The sequence below is a fragment of the Tepidimonas thermarum genome (assembly GCF_007556705.1).
In the GTDB taxonomy this organism is placed as follows: Bacteria; Pseudomonadota; Gammaproteobacteria; order Burkholderiales; family Burkholderiaceae_C; genus Tepidimonas; species Tepidimonas thermarum.
On record NZ_VJOL01000033.1, the window covers coordinates 15,139 to 30,672 of the forward strand.

General features: G+C 69.5%; 12 protein-coding genes and 1 pseudogene. 6 read left to right on the top strand and 7 right to left on the bottom strand.

All coding sequences use genetic code 11. The features are described from left to right. Positions 1-188: 188 nt before the first annotated feature. Both Tther_RS08865 and Tther_RS08870 read left to right on the top strand, forming a co-directional pair. Positions 189-1,763, top strand: a complete 1,575-nt coding sequence (locus Tther_RS08865) for a methyl-accepting chemotaxis protein (RefSeq protein WP_143903003.1) — start codon at positions 189-191, stop codon at positions 1,761-1,763. 10 nt (positions 1,764-1,773) lie between these two features. Beyond that, complete coding sequence (locus Tther_RS08870; protein WP_143903005.1) at positions 1,774-2,520, top strand: hypothetical protein; 747 nt, start codon at positions 1,774-1,776, stop codon at positions 2,518-2,520. Between the two features lie 24 nt (positions 2,521-2,544). On the opposite strand, the gene polA is transcribed toward Tther_RS08870, so the two are convergent. Next, positions 2,545-5,310, bottom strand: coding sequence for a DNA polymerase I (polA, locus tag Tther_RS08875; RefSeq protein ID WP_143903007.1), 2,766 nt, complete (start codon positions 5,308-5,310; stop codon positions 2,545-2,547). A 42-nt stretch (positions 5,311-5,352) separates the two neighbouring features. Between polA and Tther_RS08880 the strand changes: the two genes are divergently transcribed. The 3 genes from Tther_RS08880 to Tther_RS08890 are packed head-to-tail and all read left to right on the top strand — an operon-like array spanning position 5,353 to position 7,470. After that, the gene (locus Tther_RS08880) at positions 5,353-5,721 is read left to right on the top strand and encodes a hypothetical protein (RefSeq protein ID WP_143903010.1); all 369 of its coding nucleotides are present in this window, start codon (positions 5,353-5,355) and stop codon (positions 5,719-5,721) included. 6 nt (positions 5,722-5,727) lie between these two features. Further along, a complete protein-coding gene (locus Tther_RS08885; protein WP_143903012.1) occupies positions 5,728-6,681 on the top strand; it encodes a homoserine kinase in 954 nt (317 codons plus the stop codon). Positions 6,682-6,696: 15 nt separating this feature from the next. Next, positions 6,697-7,470 carry a BPSS1780 family membrane protein gene (locus Tther_RS08890; RefSeq protein WP_143903014.1) on the top strand — a complete coding sequence of 258 codons (774 nt, stop codon included), beginning with the start codon at positions 6,697-6,699 and terminating at the stop codon, positions 7,468-7,470. A gap of 4 nt (positions 7,471-7,474) precedes the next feature. On the opposite strand, the pseudogene Tther_RS08895 reads toward Tther_RS08890, so the two are convergent. The 4 genes and pseudogenes from Tther_RS08895 to Tther_RS08910 all read right to left on the bottom strand — a co-directional run. Further along, a pseudogene (locus Tther_RS08895) lies at positions 7,475-7,738 on the bottom strand (NAD(P)/FAD-dependent oxidoreductase); the annotation flags it as partial. Then, complete coding sequence (locus tag Tther_RS08900; RefSeq protein ID WP_143903018.1) at positions 7,737-10,142, bottom strand: UvrD-helicase domain-containing protein; 2,406 nt, start codon at positions 10,140-10,142, stop codon at positions 7,737-7,739. The pseudogene Tther_RS08895 and the gene Tther_RS08900, both read right to left, overlap by 2 nt. Before the next feature lie 36 nt (positions 10,143-10,178). Continuing rightward, complete coding sequence (locus Tther_RS08905) at positions 10,179-11,075, bottom strand: OmpA/MotB family protein (protein ID WP_221934014.1); 897 nt, start codon at positions 11,073-11,075, stop codon at positions 10,179-10,181. After that, positions 11,072-11,917: a motility protein A gene (locus Tther_RS08910; protein WP_143903021.1), complete on the bottom strand. Its 846-nt coding sequence runs from the start codon at positions 11,915-11,917 to the stop codon at positions 11,072-11,074. Before Tther_RS08910 ends, Tther_RS08905 begins: the two co-directional genes overlap by 4 nt. Positions 11,918-12,225: 308 nt before the next feature. On the opposite strand from Tther_RS08910, the gene Tther_RS08915 reads away from it, so the two are divergent. Beyond that, the gene (locus Tther_RS08915) at positions 12,226-13,203 is read left to right on the top strand and encodes a GMP reductase (protein ID WP_143903023.1); all 978 of its coding nucleotides are present in this window, start codon (positions 12,226-12,228) and stop codon (positions 13,201-13,203) included. 18 nt (positions 13,204-13,221) lie between these two features. Here Tther_RS08915 and Tther_RS08920 read toward each other — a convergent pair whose 3' ends face one another. Together Tther_RS08920 and Tther_RS08925 are read right to left on the bottom strand one after the other, a co-directional pair. Then, a complete protein-coding gene (locus tag Tther_RS08920; protein ID WP_143903025.1) occupies positions 13,222-14,589 on the bottom strand; it encodes a DEAD/DEAH box helicase in 1,368 nt (455 codons plus the stop codon). A 135-nt stretch (positions 14,590-14,724) separates the two neighbouring features. Next, positions 14,725-15,411 (bottom strand): inorganic phosphate transporter, encoded by a 687-nt coding sequence (locus tag Tther_RS08925; protein WP_143903027.1) that lies wholly within the window; start codon positions 15,409-15,411, stop codon positions 14,725-14,727. Positions 15,412-15,534: the final 123 nt, after the last annotated feature.

A 15,534-nucleotide genomic window follows, 5' to 3' on the forward strand; every position in this document is an offset into this window, starting at 1 on the left:
CGCCATCCGTTGCCAAGCCCGCTTCGCCTGTCGCACATCGGTGTTTGTCGGCTCTCATGGTCGAGACCGCAATACCCTTGTCAAGTTCAAGGGCTCACCGGCGACGGGACGATCGGCAACCATCCGGGACTTCCACCGGGCCGGCCTTTGCGCCCACGGGCGCCATTTGCACCGCCAACAGTATCGACATGCTCAACCGACTGCGTTTGACCCACCGCGTGCTCGCCGTCATCGTGGGCTACCTCACCGTGCTGGCCATCGTGGTGGCCATGGGCCTGTGGGGCATGTACCAGGCCAAAGAAAGCTTGCGCGACATCCATGGCCGCCGCATGGCCGTGGCCGAGGCCATGGCCACGCTGCTGCGCAACTACTACGACAACCGGCTGCACGTGTTGTTGGCGTTTCAGCACGCGCCGGACAGCCCGACCCGCATCCTGCACGATCACCCGACGTCCATGCACCTGGATGCCATCGCCCAGCAGCGCGAGAGCAACAACGAAGCGCTGCGCGAGGTCGAGGCGCTTGCCGCGCAGATGGATGCTGAGGAGCGCCAGCTGGTCGAGGGCTTGTTGGCCGCACGCAAGGCATGGCAGGCCAAGCGCGACCAGGCCCTGGAGGCGATCAAGGCCGAAAACTTCAGCACCGACGTGACGCAAGCCTTTTTGGTGGCGGGCCGCACCGAAGGCGCGGCGTTCGAGCGCGCCATGCAGGCGCTGCGCGACGAGCAGCTCAAACGCGCCGAAATCGAAGCCGCCGACGCGCAGGCGCGCTATGAGACGGCCCTGATCGTGGTGGCAGCGGCCCTGGTGCTGGGCGCGCTGCCGCTGACCGTGCTGATGGTGCTCACGCAGCGGCGCCTGTCGGTGGGTTTTGCCCAGGCCGACGCTGCCGCGACGGCCATCGCGGCGGGGGATTTGTCGCAGCCGGTGCGCGCGGACGGCGACGACGAAATCGCCCATCTGCTGCGGCAAATGGAACGCATGCGCCAAGCGTTGCGCGACCTGATTGGCAGCGTGGTCGGCGCCGCCGACAGCATCGCGAGCGCGGCCAGCCAAGTGGCCAGCGGCGTGCTCGACCTGTCGCAGCGCACCGAGCAGCAGGCCAGCTCGCTGCAGCAAACCGCCTCGGCCACCGAAGAGCTCAACAGCACGGTGCGGCTCAACGCCGACCACGCGCGCGCCGCCGACGACATGGCGGAAAAGGCCTCCTCGGTGGCCGAACGCGGTGGCGGCATGGTGGCGCAGGTGGTGCAGACGATGAACGACATCAACACCTCGTCGCAGCGCATCGCCAACATCATCGGCGTCATCGACGGCATTGCCTTTCAGACCAACATCCTGGCGCTCAACGCCGCGGTGGAAGCGGCGCGGGCGGGCGAGGCCGGGCGCGGCTTTGCCGTGGTGGCGGGTGAGGTGCGGTCGCTGGCGCAGCGCAGCGCCGAGGCGGCACGCGAAATCAAGGCCCTGATCGAGGAGTCGGTGGCCAAGGTCGGCAGTGGCAAGGAGCAGGTGGACGCCGCCGGGGCGACGATGGACGAAATCGTGCACAGCATCGAGCGTGTCACCGAGTTGATGCGCCAGATCGCCGCGTCCAGTGCGGAACAAGCCGAAGGGCTGGGCCAAATCAACCAGGCGGTGGCGCTGATGGACGGCGTCACGCAGCAAAACGCCGCTTTGGTGGAAGAAGCGTCGGCGGCCGCCGCCGCGCTGCGCGAGCAGTCCCAGCACCTTGCGCAGCAGGTGGCGCGTTTCCGCCTCGGGTGAAGGAGGCCGCGTGGCAGCGCGCGCCCACAGCAGCGTGGATCCGCCGCCGGCGCCGCGCGCCGAGACAGCCGCCACGGGCCGGCGTCGGGCGCGGCGTGGCGTGCCCTGGGTGTTGGCCGCTGCGGTCTTGGCGGGCTGCGCAGCGCCCCCCGTGCAGCCCACGGCGCCGGCGGCAGCCCAGCCCGCGCCGCCCCAGCCCGGTGGGCGTTACGATGGTGGCACGCTGGCTTGGACGGTCAGCGCGGACCAGCGCTGCCAACTGCACTGGCAAGGCACCATCCACGCGGGTGCAGTGGCACCGCTGCGGCAGGCACTGGACGCAGCGCAGGCGCTGACCTGCGCGCAACGCCTGCTCGTGCTCGACGGGGTGGACGGCACGCTGGGGGACGCGGTCACCATCGGCGCGATGGTGCGCAACCGCCGTTGGGACACCGCGCTGGCACCCGGCAGCGTCTGCCGCACGCCGTGCTGGCTGGTGTTTGCGGCGGGCGAGCGTCGGCACGCGCCCGAACGACCGGCACCAGCGCAGGTGGTGTTCAGCCCGGTGCCGCCGGATGCAGACTTTGGTCACCAGACCTGCACCCGCGAGCTGACACGGGCGCAGCAGCTCACGCTGACCCGCTATTTGCGCGCCATGCTGCCGTTGCCCACCGCCACGACGTTGCTCCAAAAGCTGCAAGCCGCCGACTGCCGTCCGCCCGATGCTTACGGGCCCGTACCGTTGCGCCTGATCGGCCTGGCCACCGACCCGCGTTGACGTGGGATCGGGCAACCAGCGCACTCAGTGCGCCTGCTCCCAATTGGCCCCCACGCCCACCTCTGCCACGAGGGGCACACGCAGCGTCGCCACCGCGGCCATGAGGCGGGGCACTTCGCTGCGCACCCAGTCGATCTCCTCCGGCGGCACCTCGAACACCAGCTCGTCGTGCACCTGCAGGATCATGCGCGTGCGCCGCGCGCCTTGGTCGATGGCCTGCTGCACCGCCACCATGCTCATCTTGATGAGGTCGGCCGCCGTGCCCTGCATCGGGGCATTGATCGCGGCGCGCTCCGCCGCCGCCCGCCGCGGCCCGTTGGGGGAGTTGATCTCCGGCAGCACCAGGCGGCGCCCGAACACGGTCTCGACGTAGCCGCGGGCCTTGGCCTGCTCGCGGGTGCGCTCCATGTAGGCGCGCACCCCGGCAAAACGCTCGAAGTAGCGCTCGATGTAGTTGCGCGCCGCCGTCGCGTCGATGCCCAGGGCCTTGGCCAGGCCGTAGGGGCTCATACCGTAGATCAGGCCAAAGTTGATCACCTTGGCGTAGCGGCGCTGCTCGGGGCTGACCTGCTCGGGCGCCAGACCAAACACCTCGGCGGCGGTGGCGCGGTGCACGTCCTGCCCTTCGGCAAACGCGCGCAGCAGCGCCGCGTCCTCGCTCAGGTGCGCCATGATGCGCAGCTCGATTTGGGAGTAATCCGCGCTGGCAATGCACCACCCCGGCGGGGCGATGAAGGCCTCCCGGATGCGCCGCCCCTCCGGCGTGCGGATGGGGATGTTTTGCAGATTGGGGTCGTTGCTGGCCAGCCGACCCGTGACCGCCACCGCCTGCCCGTAGTGGGTGTGCACGCGGCCGGTGGCCGGGTTGACCATCGCCGGCAGTTTGTCGGTGTAGGTGCTCTTGAGCTTGGAGAGGCTGCGGTGCTCGAGGATGCGCGCGGGCAGCGGGTAGTCCTCGGCGAGTTTTTCGAGCACCTCCTCGTCGGTGCTGGGCGCGCCGGTGGCGGTTTTTTTGATCACCGGCAGGCCCAACTTGCCAAAAAAGATCTCGGCGATCTGCTTGGGCGACCCCAGGTTGAACGGCTGGCCGGCAAGCGCGTGCGCCTCGGCCTCCAGCGCCACGATGCGCTCGCCCAGCGCCTGGCTTTGGCGGCGCAGCGCGTCGGCGTCGATCAACACGCCGTGCCGCTCCATGCGCAAGAGGACGTCGGAGACGGCCATCTCCAGTTCGTAGATCCGTTGCAGCCCGGGTTCGGCCTGCAGCCGCGGCCACAGCACCTGGTGCACCGCCAGGCACATCTCGGCATCCTCGCAGGCATACGGGGTGGCACGCTCGAGCGCCACCTGCGCAAACGGGATCTGCGCCGCGCCTTTGCCGCACAGGTCCTCGTAACCCAGGCCGCGCCGCCCCAGGTGGCGCTCGGCCAAGCTCTCCAGGTTGTGCGGCTTGTGCACCTCCAACACGTAGCTTTGCAGCAAGGTGTCGTGCACATAGCCGCGCGCGGTGATGCCGTGGTTGGCCAACACGTGCTGGTCGTACTTGACGTGCTGACCGCATTTGGGCGCCGTGGCGTCTTCCAGCCAGGGGCGCAGACGCTCCAGCACCGCTTGCAGCGGCAGTTGGGCGGGCGCGCCGGGGTAGTCGTGGGCCAGTGGCACATAGGCCGCCTCGCCCGGCGCCACGCTCCACGACAGGCCGACCAGGCGCGCCGCCATCGCGTCCAGCGAGGTGGTCTCGGTGTCGAACGCCACCAGCGGCGCCGCGCGCAGGCGCTCCAGCCAGGCATCGAAGGTGGGCCAGTCCAACACCGTGGTGTAGCGCAGCGCGGGCACGGCGGGCGTCTCGCCGGCCGGCGCCTCGGACGCGGCACCGTTGGCCGCCTGCGGCCCCGTCGCCTCACCCAGCGCGCGCGCCAGGCTGCGAAAGCCATAGCGCTGGTAGAAGTGCTGCAACGCCGCCGTGTCCGGTTCGCGCTTGCGCAGCGCATCCAGCGCCGGCAGTCCGGGCACGTGCCCAGCGAGGTCGCAATCGGTGCGGATGGTCAGCAACTGTCGGCCCAACGGCAGCCAGTCGAGGGCGCGGCGCAGGTTTTCCCCGGCGACCCCTTTGATCTCGTGCGCATGCGCCACCACGCCATCGAGCGAGCCGTAGGTTTGCAGCCACTTGGCAGCGGTCTTGGGGCCCACCTTGTCCACCCCGGGCACGTTGTCGATCGCATCGCCCACCAGGGTCTGGTAATCCACCATCAAACGCGGCGGCACGCCAAACTCGGCCTCCACCCCGGCCACGTCGCGCACTTTGCCGCTCATGGTGTCGATGATGGTGATGCGCGAATCGACCAACTGGCTGAGGTCTTTGTCGCCACTGGAGATGATGACGCGCCAGCCCTGGTCGGCGGCGGTGCGGGCCAGCGTGCCGATGACGTCGTCGGCCTCGACCTGCGGCACCACCAGCACCGGCAGGCCCAGCAGGCCGATCACCTCGTGGATAGGCGCGATCTGCGCACGCAAGTCGTCGGGCATGGGGGCGCGGTGTGCCTTGTACGACGGGTACAGCGCCTCGCGAAACGTCGGGCCCGACGCATCGAACACCACCGCCATGTGCTGCGAGGGGTAGTCCTTTTGCAGCGCTTGCAGCATGTTGATCATGCCGCGGATCGCGCCGGTGGGGGGGCTGCTGGGGTCGCCCGGCACGGCGCGCAAGTCCGGCATGGCGTGAAAGGCGCGGTAGAGGTAGCTGGAACCATCCACCAGCACCAGCAGCGGGGCGTCGGGGTCGCGGTCGGTCATGGCGCTATTGTGCCCGCCCCGATTGCCTACAATTCAGGGGCCATGCCTCTGATGCCCCGCCCCCTTCCCTGCGACGGCCTGCGCCCGCCGATGGCCCGCGACATTGCCCCACCACGGCGCGCTGCCTTGGCGCTGGCCGCCCTGTGGCTGGCCGCCACGTCGGCCACGGCAGCCGCCCCGACGGACGCTGCGCCCGCCACCCCCAGCGCGCCAGAACCCAAAGTCGAGCGGCTGCTCCATCAGGACGGCCACACCCGCATCGAAGAGCTGCGCATCGGCGGGCAAACCCGCACCATCGACGTGCGCACCCGTTCGGGCGTCCCAGGCTACGAGGTGCGGCCCATCGACCCCGGCGTCAGCGATGACCGCTCCGGCGCCGGCGTGCGCCGCTGGCGTGTGCTGGCATTCTGACGCGCCATGGCGGTTTTTACCGAGGTGGGCCGCGATGAGGCCGCGGACCTGATGCAACGGCTGGGTCTGGGCCGGCTGCTCGACATGGCCGGCTGCACCGGCGGCATCGAAAACACCAATTACTTCGTCAGCACCGAGCGTGACGGGCGGCGCCACGAGTGGGTGCTGACGCTGTTCGAGCGCCTGAGTGCGCAACAGCTGCCCTTCTACCTGTATTTGATGAAGCACCTGGCGCACAAGGGCATCCCCGTGCCCGACCCGCAAGCCGATGCGTCGGGTGCCATCTTGCACACGGTGCGTGGCAAGCCTGCCGCCGTGGTCAACCGCCTGCGCGGCCAGCACGAGCTGGCCCCCGGCCCCGACCATTGCGCCCAGGTCGGCGCGATGCTGGCGCGCATGCACCTGGCCGGCCGCGACTACGACCGGGAACAGCCCAACCTGCGCGGCCTGGCGTGGTGGAACGAAACCGTCCCGGTCATCCTGCCGCACCTGGCGCCCGAACAGACGGCGCTGCTGACCGCCGAGTTGGCTTACCAAAACCACATCGCCGCGAGCCCCGCCTACCAGGGGTTGCCACGCGGTCCGATCCACGCGGACCTGTTCCGCGACAACGTGATGTTCGACGCTGGGCGCCTGAGCGGCCTGTTCGACTTTTACTTTGCCGGCTGCGACACGTGGCTGTTCGACTTGGCGGTGTGCCTGAACGACTGGTGCATCGACTGGGCCAGCGGCGCGGGCGACGCGGCGCGCACCCAGGCCATGCTGGACGCGTACGAGTCCGTGCGGCCGCTGACCGCAGGCGAGCGCGCGCTGCTGCCGGCGATGCGGCGCGCGGGCGCTTTGCGGTTCTGGATCTCCCGCCTGTGGGACTGGTATCTGCCACGCCAGGCCGCCGTGCTCAAGCCGCACGACCCCACCCACTTCGAGCGCGTGTTGCGCGCCCGTCTGGCCGAATGCTGAGCCGAGGGGCCGACCATGAAGCTCAACCGTGTCCCTGCGCGCACCGGCCTGCTCTGGGTCCGGCTCGGCCTGCGAACGTTTGCGCGCCAACCGCTGGCCATGGCCGGCCTGTTTTTCATGTTCATCATGGGGGTGAGCGTGCTGGCCATGGTGCCGGTGTTGGGGGCGCCACTGGCGCTGGCGCTGCTGCCCGCCGCCACCTTGGGCCTGATGGCGGCCACCAAAGAAGCCGCCAGCGGGCACTTTCCCATGCCCACGGTGCTGGCCAGCGCCTTTCGCGCCGGGCGCGAGCGCGTGCGTGCCATGCTGCTGCTCGGGGCGCTGTACGCGCTGGGCTCGCTGGTGGTGATGACCCTGGCCGGGCTGCTGGCGGGCGCACCGGCCCAAGCGCCCGCGCAGGGCGGCGCTGACGCCGTGCTCAACGACCCCGCCGTGCTGCGCAACCTGGCGTGGCAGGCCGTGCTCTACCTGCCACTGGGGCTGCTGTTTTGGCACGCGCCGGCCCTGGTGCACTGGCACGGCGTGCACCCGATCAAAAGCCTGTTTTTCAGCTTGGTGGCGTGCTGGACCAACAAGGGGGCATTGACCGTGTTCATGCTTGGCTGGTCGGCCATCTTCCTGGCGGCGTCGCTGGTGCTGGTGCTGCTGGCCTCGCTGCTCGGGGGCACCTCCGTGCTGCAGGTGCTGATGTTTCCGGTCGCATCGCTGCTGAGCGCGGCATTTTTCACCTCGCTGTACTTCACGTTCCGCGACAGCTTCCTGACCGACGACGGCCAGCCGCCCGCCTGAACCTTCAGCCGAAGCGCTCCGGGCGGTACGGCGTCGGGTCTACCAACGGGGGTTCGCCCGCGATCATGTCGGCCAGCAGACGGCCGGCCACCGGCCCCAGGGTGAAGCCTTGGTGCGAATGGCCGAAGTTGAACCACAACCCCGCATGCCGCGGCGCGGGACCCATGACGGGCAGCATGTCCGGCGTGCAAGGGCGGGCGCCGAGCACGAGGACCTGTCGGTCGGCTGGGGCAGCGCTCATGGCACGAGGGGGGTCTGGCGGCGCGTCAGGCCACGGGCGTGAGCTTGGCCACGGCCAAGGCCAGCCATTTGGTGCCGTGGCGGCGAAAATCCACCTGGGCGCGTGCGTCGGCGCCCTGCCCTTCGATAGCCAGCACCCGGCCCTCACCAAACTTGGTGTGAAAGACGGTCATGCCTTTGCGAATCTCGGCGCCGCTGGCGCTCACCGCGGGTGGGCTGGATGACGGGGGTGCGGCAGCGGGAATGCCCGCCAGGCCCGCGGGACGTTCATCGCCCAGGCCACTGCGGCCCCAGGCGGGCTGCACCAGCGCGCCCGGCGCCGCAGCCGCCCCCCAGCCCCCGGCGGCGGCACGCGCACGCCGCGGGCTGAGCCACTGCACACTCTCCTGCGGCAGCTCGTCGAGGAAGCGGCTCGGAATGTGGTAGCGCGTCTGCCCGTGCAGCATGCGCGTCTGTGCGTGCGTGAGGTAGAGCCGCCGGCGGGCGCGGGTGATGGCCACGTACATCAGGCGCCGCTCTTCCTCCAGGCCGTCTGGGCTGGAGAGGCTGTTGTCGTGGGGGAACAGCCCCTCCTCCAACCCGGTAATGAAGACGGCGTCGAACTCCAGCCCCTTGGCCGCATGCACGGTCATCAGCTGCACCGCGGCCTGACCGGCCTGCGCCTGGTGCTCGCCGGCCTCCAGCGCCGCGTGGGTCAAAAAGGCGGCCAGCGGGCTGAGGGTCTCGCCGGTTTCGGCGGCGTCGGCGTCCACCGTCGCCGCGGCAGTCTCGTCCAGGGGCAGCGCGACCGCCTCGCGGCCAAAACCCTCCTGCGTCACGAAACTCTCGGCCGCGTTGACCAGCTCCTGCAGGTTTTCGATGCGCTCGGCGCCTTCGCGCTCGCCGCGGTAGTGGTCGATGAGGCCGCTGTCGGCCAGCACGCCTTCGATGATTTCGCGCAGCGGGCGCCCGGCGCTGCGTTCGCGCATGACGTCGAGCTTGGCCACGAACGCCACGAGGTGGGCGCCGCCCTTGCCGCCCACGGCCGTGGCGGCGTCGTGCAGCGAGCAGCCGGCCTCGCGCGCCGCCTGCTGCAGCTGCTCGATGGTGCGCGCCCCAATGCCGCGCGGCGGAAAATTGACCACGCGCAAAAAGCTGGTGTCGTCGTGGGGGTTTTCCAGCAGACGCAAATACGCCAGGGCGTGCTTGACTTCGGCGCGCTCGAAGAAGCGCAGCCCCCCGTAGACGCGGTAGGGAATGCCGGCGTTGAACAGCGCCCCTTCCAGCGCCCGACTTTGCGCGTTGCTGCGGTAGAGCAGCGCGATTTCGTGCGCCGGCACCCCGTCCTCGCGCATGAGGTGGCGGATCTCGTCGATCACCCACTGCGCCTCCTCGAAGTCGCTGGGCAGCTCGACGACCCGCAAGGGATCGCCCTGACCCTGCGCGGTGCGCAACTGCTTGCCCAGCCGCTGGCGGTTGTGGTCGATGAGGTGGTTGGCCGCGTGCAGGATGTGGCCGACGCTGCGGTAGTTTTCTTCCAGCTTGATGGGCGCAGCAATGCCGAACTCGCGCACGAAGTCGCTCATGTTGCCCACGCGCGCGCCGCGAAAGGCGTAGATGCTCTGATCGTCGTCGCCCACCGCCATCACCGCGTTGCCGCAGGGCACGAAGCGACCACCGACGTCGTCGCCCGCGAGCTGTTTGATCCACGCGTACTGCAGGCGGTTGGTGTCCTGGAACTCGTCGATCAGCAGGTGCCGAAAACGCCGCTGGTAATGCACGCGCAGCGGCTCGTGGTCGCGCAGCAGCTCGTAGGCGCGCAGCATCAGCTCGCCAAAATCGACCACGCCTTCGCGCTGGCACTGCGCCTCGTAATCGCGGTAGAGCTCGATCTTGAGCCGCGTATCCTCGTCGCGCGCGCTCAGGTCGTGCGGGCGCAGTCCGTCCTCCTTGGCCCCGGCGATGAACCACTGCAGCTCCTTGGGCTTGACGCGGTCCTCGTCGATGCGGCGTTCCTTGAGCACGCGCTTGATGGCGCCGAGCTGATCTTGCGTGTCGAGAATCTGAAACGTCGCCGGCAGCCCCGCGCTTTGGTGGTGCGCACGCAGAAGCCGATGGCACAGGCCGTGGAAGGTGCCGATCCACATACCGCGGACGTTGAGCGGCAGCATCGCCGACAGGCGCGCCAGCATCTCTTTGGCGGCTTTGTTGGTGAAGGTCACGGCCAGAATGCCCCCGGGCGAGGCCTGGCCGGTGGCCAGCAGCCACGCGATGCGGGTGGTGAGCACGCGCGTCTTGCCCGAGCCAGCCCCCGCCAGCACCAAGGCGGGCACGGGCGGCAGGGTGACGGCGGCAAGCTGTTCCGGGTTGAGGCCGCGCAGCAGCGGATGGTCGGCAGGCAAGGTCGGCGCGGCCGGGCGCTGGGCGGCCGCATCGGCGAACGGGTCGGTCATGCCGGCATTGTAGGCAGCGCCCCCGCCCGTTGGGCCTCAGTTGCGCGGCCGCTGCGCTGGCTCCAGCGTGATCTCCACCCGGCGGTTGAGGGCGCGACCTTCGGGCGTGTCGTTGGACGCCAGCGGGTGGGTGTCGGCCAGCCCGGTGGCGCGCAGGCGTGTCGGGTTGAGCCCGCGCGCCTCCAGGTGGCGCACCACGCTGCTGGCGCGCGCGGCCGACAGCTCCCAGTTGGAGGGGAAGCGCGCGGTCTGGATCGGCACGTTGTCGGTGTGCCCCTCGACCACGATGGTGTAGTCCGGCGCGCGGTTGAACGCCGGCAGCAGCCGGTCGATGACGGCCTGCCCCGCGGGCGTCAGCGTCGCTTCGCCCGAGGCGAACAGCACCTCGGACGGAATGCGAAAACTCACCCCCTCGTCGCGCACCAGCATCTGAATGTCCTGCCCCAGCTCACCCGGTTGGATGGGGGGCGCGGCGGTGGGCGGTGCAGGCGCCGTGGGCGCCGTCGGTGCCGGTTGCGCCGCCTCGCCGGGGCGTTGTTCGACCGGGTTCGTACCCGGCCCCGGCGCCGCCGATGGCAGGCCCAAAGGCGGCACGATGCTGCCGCCACCGCCGGCCAGCGGCGGCCCGCCGCTGGCGCTGACCTGCCCCTGCGCCTCGGGCCGCCCCAGCGGGGGTTTGCGCGCAATTGGCTCGGAAAACGCCAGCATCACCACCAGCATGACGAGCAACAGCGTCATCACGTCCAGGTAGGTGAGCAGCCAGGTTTCCTCCTCCGGCACCGGTTCGGGGTCGGCATGCCAGCGCTGGTAACGCCCTTTTTGCAGGGGGCCGGGGGTCACCGGCGGCGCGGCCGCAGGCGCCGGTGGCGGCGCCCCTTTGCGCGCGGCCTCCAGCGCCCGACCCAGGGCCTCGTGGAACTGCCGCTCGTTCACGACGGCCGTCCCTCACCGCGCCCCGCCTCGCATCCGGCGGCGCCGTTGCCCGCCGCCGGCACGCCGGTGGGGGTATCGCGGATTTCGTCCTCGCGGTGCGCGACGAAGGAGTTGAGCGTCTCGCGCATCAGCGACGGGCTGCGCCGCGCACACATCATCGAGATGCCCTGCAGCACCATGTTCATGAGCACGATGCGCTGCTCGGTGCGCCGCTCCAGCTTGACCGCCACCGGCTTGAACACCAGATTGGCCAGCAAAATGCCATAGAACGTGGTCATCAGCGCCACGGCCAGGTGCCGTCCGATGACCACCAGGTCCCCGCTGGCCACCACGTCCATCAGGTTGATCAACCCGACCAGCGTGCCGATCATGCCAAAGGCGGGCGCGTAGCTGGCCATGACGCGAAAGAGCTGCGCCTCGGCCGCCTCCTTGGCCTTCATGCGCGAGATGCGCCACTGCAGCAGGTCGAGGATATCCTCCTCCGGAATGCGGTCGATCACCAACTGCACACCGGTGCGCAAAAACGGGTTGGATATGCGCGGCAGCGCCTTTTCCACCAGCACCGGGTCGTCGCGCATCCACAGGCGCGAGATGTCCACCAGCTCCTCGATGTCGCGCTCGGTGTAGAGGCGCTCGTTGCGCATGACCGTGCCGATGAGCTTGAAGACGCGCAGCACCTCGCCCATGGGGTAGCTCAGGAAGGTGGCGGCCATGGTGCCCACCAGCACGATGCCGATGCTGGGCCAGTCGATGAACAGCCAAGGGTCGTCGGCCGCAAACAGGATGAGCACGCCCAGCAGCACGACGCTGGCGACCATGCCGATCAGGGTGGAGGGATTCATCCGCACAGGCTCCTAGGACGGCCGCGGACGGCAGCGGGCCCCACGGGCACCGGCCGACGATCACACGCCGCGTGGCCTATTGTGCCCCAGCCCCGCGCCAGCGACCGCAGCGGCGCAGTAGAATGCGCCACCGGGCCCAAACGTTGGAGCCCGGTGTTGGGTGTCCACCGCCCCGTGCTGGCGGCCTCGGATACCACCGGCTCCAAATCAAGCGCTCGCAGCCATTGGGCCGCGCACTGCCTCAACGCGCCGCCCACCCGCCTGCCGACCTGCACCGACAGGCATCACTGCCACCCGGAGCCTTGACCATGGACATCTTCGACTACGACAACGTGCTGCTGCTGCCGCGCAAGTGCCGCGTGGAAAGCCGCAGCGAATGCGACACCTCGGTGGAATTCGGCGGCCGCCGCTTCAAGCTGCCGGTGGTGCCGGCCAACATGAAGACGGTGATCGACGAGCGCATCAGCGCCTACCTGGCCGCCAACGGCTACTTCTATGTGATGCACCGCTTCGACCTGGACAGCGTGGCCTACGCGAAAAGCATGCGCGACAAGGGCCTGTTCGTCTCGATCAGCTCGGGCGTCAAGCCGGCCGACTACGCCGTCATCGACCGCCTGGCCGCCGAAGGCGTGGGCGCCGACTACATCACCATCGACATCGCCCACGGCCATGCCGAGAGCGTGCGCCGCATAATCGAGCACATCAAGCACAGGCTGCCGCAGGCGTTCGTGATCGCCGGCAACGTGGGCACGCCCGAAGCCGTGATCGACCTGGAAAACTGGGGCGCCGACGCCACCAAGGTGGGCATCGGCCCGGGCAAGGTGTGCATCACGCGACTCAAAACGGGCTTTGGCACCGGCGGCTGGCAGCTCTCGGCGCTCAAGTGGTGCGCGCGCGTGGCGACCAAACCCATCATCGCCGACGGGGGCATCCGCCACCACGGCGACATCGCCAAGAGCGTGCGCTTTGGCGCGGCCATGGTGATGATAGGCTCGCTGTTCGCCGGCCACGAGGAATCCCCGGGCCAAACCGTCGAAGTGGACGGCCAGCGCTACAAGGAGTATTACGGCTCGGCCAGCGACTTCAACAAGGGTGAGTACAGGCACGTCGAGGGCAAGCGCATCCTCGAGCCGATCAAAGGGCACCTGGCCGACACGCTGCGCGAGATGCAGGAAGACCTGCAAAGCGCCATCAGCTACGCCGGCGGGCGCGTGCTGGCCGATCTGCGCAAGGTCAACTACGTGATCCTGGGCGGCGAAAACGCCGGCGAACACCTGCTGATGTGAGGCCGGCGGCGCACCCCTTCAGCGGGCAAAGCCGCGTGGCGCGTGCTCCGCGCGCCGCGCCTGCGGCGCTCCGCGGCCCCAGCCGCGGCCACCCGGCTTGCCCGCCGGGCGGCGGTCGCTGCGCGGCGCCGCGGCAGGCATGCGCGGCTCCAGGCCGGGGATGGTCTGCGTCGGGATCGGCTGGCGGCTGAACGCCTCGATGGCGCCGATGCGCCGGCGGTCGCGCGGCTCGGCCATGGTGACGGCCAGACCGCGACGGCCGGCACGGCCCGTGCGGCCGATGCGGTGCACGTAGTCCTCGGCCTTCATCGGCAGCCCGTAGTTGAAGACGTGGGTGATGGTGGGCACGTCGATGCCGCGCGCGGCCACGTCGGTGGCCACCAGAATCTGCACCTGGCCCTGGCGCAGCGCCTGCAGGCGGCGGTTGCGCAGGCCCTGGCTGAGCGCGCCGTGCAACGCCACGGCGGCAAAGCCCGCCTGCTGCAGGTCTTGCGCCAGCTCGTCGCACTCGATTTGCGTGCTGGCAAACACGATGGCCTGCTCGATCGCCTCGTCGCGCAACCAGTGGTCCAGCACGCGCCGCTTGTGCGACGGGCTGTCGCACCAGTACAGGCGTTGCTCGATGTGGGTGTGGCGGTCCTGCGCCGTCTCCAGGGACACGCGCTGCGGATCGCGCATGATGCGTGCCGCCAACGCCTGCACCCGCGGCGCGAAGGTGGCGCTGAACATCAGGGTCTGGCGACGGCCTTCGGTCAGGCGATGAATCTCGGCCAGATCCTCGGCAAAGCCCAGGTCCAGCATGCGGTCGGCCTCATCGAGCACCACATGCTGCACCGCGGCCAGCCGCACATGGCCCCCGCGGTGCAGGTCGAGCAAGCGTCCCGGGGTGGCCACCACCACGCTGGCACCGGCCAAGCGCTGCAGCTGCACCGCGTAGGGCATGCCCCCCACCACCGTGGCCACGCGCACGCCGCGCGTGTGGCGCAGCAGGTCCACCGCGTCCCGGGCCACCTGCTGGGCCAGCTCGCGCGTGGGGCACAGCACCAGCGCCTGGGGCGCCGCCGGCTCGAAGCGCCCGCGCGCCCCTGCGCGGCCACGGCGCTCGGGCGCACGCTCGGCGCGATCGGCTTCAACCGCGCCGTGGCGGCACAGCGCGTCGAGCACGGGCAGTAGGTAGGCCGCGGTTTTGCCGCTGCCGGTCTGGCTCGACACCATCAGGTCAGCGCCGGCGCCGTCGCGCATCAGCGCCAGGGGGATGGCCGCCTGTTGCACTGGGGTGGGCTGGGTAAACCCCAGGTCGGTCACCGCGCGCACCAGCGCCTGGGCCAAATCCAGCGCGGCAAAGCCGCTGTCGCGGCCGCTGGCCGCTGCAATCATCGTTGTCATGTTTCGATCCGTTGGGTTGACATCACATCGACCACCAACGAATCAATCCAAACACGGGGACCGGCAAGCAGCAGATGCAACAAAAAACCGGCACCGATGGGTGCCGGTTGTCCGCATTATGGCACAAAGCGGGCTTTATGGCGACAGCAGCAGCTCCACCACGCGGTAGAGCACGGCCGCCAGCAGCGCCGTCGCCGGCACGGTGACGATCCACGCCGCGACGATGCGCATGACCACCGAGCGCTTGACCACCTCCTGTTTGTAGGCCTTTTTGAACGCCTTGCGCTCTTTCTTGCTGAACCAGCCGGGGGCCAGCTCACCGCGGCGCTCGAGCTCCTTGGCACGGCGCTTCATCTCGGCGAGCATGCGTTTTTTCTCCTCCACCGGCGCGGCCTCGAAGCGCTTGAGATACGCCTCCACCGCCTCCAGGTCCTCACCTTGATGCGCGGCGCGCACCACCGCCTCCATCTTGGCGTAGTTGACCTTGAGCAGCTCGCGCAAAAAACCCACGCCAAACACCGCCCCGATCGAGACGTGCGTCGTCGACACCGGCATGCCCAGTTGCGAGGCCACGATCACCGTCACCGTAGCCGCCATCGCGATCGCGTAGGCGCGCATGCGATCGAGCTCGGTGATTTCCTTGCCCACCGTCACAATCAGCTTGCCCCCATACAGCGCCAGACCCACGGACAAACCCAGCGCGCCCAACACCATGATCCAGGTCGGGGTCGCGGCCTTGGCCACCACCGCGCCGTTGAGCACCGCCTCGTAAATCGCGGCCAAGGGCCCAATGGCGTTGGCCACATCGTTGGCCCCGTGGATTGTGCAACCTCTTTTCTGTAAATTTCCGGTTGGGTGGTCATGACAACCGGGTTACAGGTTGAAGTTGAGATAGACCTTGCCGGTCAGCCACTCGTCGTCGAGTTCGGCGAGCATTGCGGAAAC

Bases quoted from the DNA above. Each gene is read 5' to 3' on its own strand.
- Tther_RS08890 (WP_143903014.1), top strand. From the start codon at position 6,697: ATGAAGCTCAACCGTGTCCCTGCGCGCACCGGCCTGCTCTGGGTCCGG.
- Tther_RS08915 (WP_143903023.1), top strand. From the start codon at position 12,226: ATGGACATCTTCGACTACGACAACGTGCTGCTGCTGCCGCGCAAGTGC.
- Tther_RS08920 (WP_143903025.1), bottom strand. From the start codon at position 14,589: ATGACAACGATGATTGCAGCGGCCAGCGGCCGCGACAGCGGCTTTGCC.
- Tther_RS08900 (WP_143903018.1), bottom strand. From the start codon at position 10,142: ATGACCGACCCGTTCGCCGATGCGGCCGCCCAGCGCCCGGCCGCGCCG.
- Tther_RS08880 (WP_143903010.1), top strand. From the start codon at position 5,353: ATGCCTCTGATGCCCCGCCCCCTTCCCTGCGACGGCCTGCGCCCGCCG.
- Tther_RS08865 (WP_143903003.1), top strand. From the start codon at position 189: ATGCTCAACCGACTGCGTTTGACCCACCGCGTGCTCGCCGTCATCGTG.
- Tther_RS08910 (WP_143903021.1), bottom strand. From the start codon at position 11,917: ATGAATCCCTCCACCCTGATCGGCATGGTCGCCAGCGTCGTGCTGCTG.
- polA (WP_143903007.1), bottom strand. From the start codon at position 5,310: ATGACCGACCGCGACCCCGACGCCCCGCTGCTGGTGCTGGTGGATGGT.
- Tther_RS08885 (WP_143903012.1), top strand. From the start codon at position 5,728: ATGGCGGTTTTTACCGAGGTGGGCCGCGATGAGGCCGCGGACCTGATG.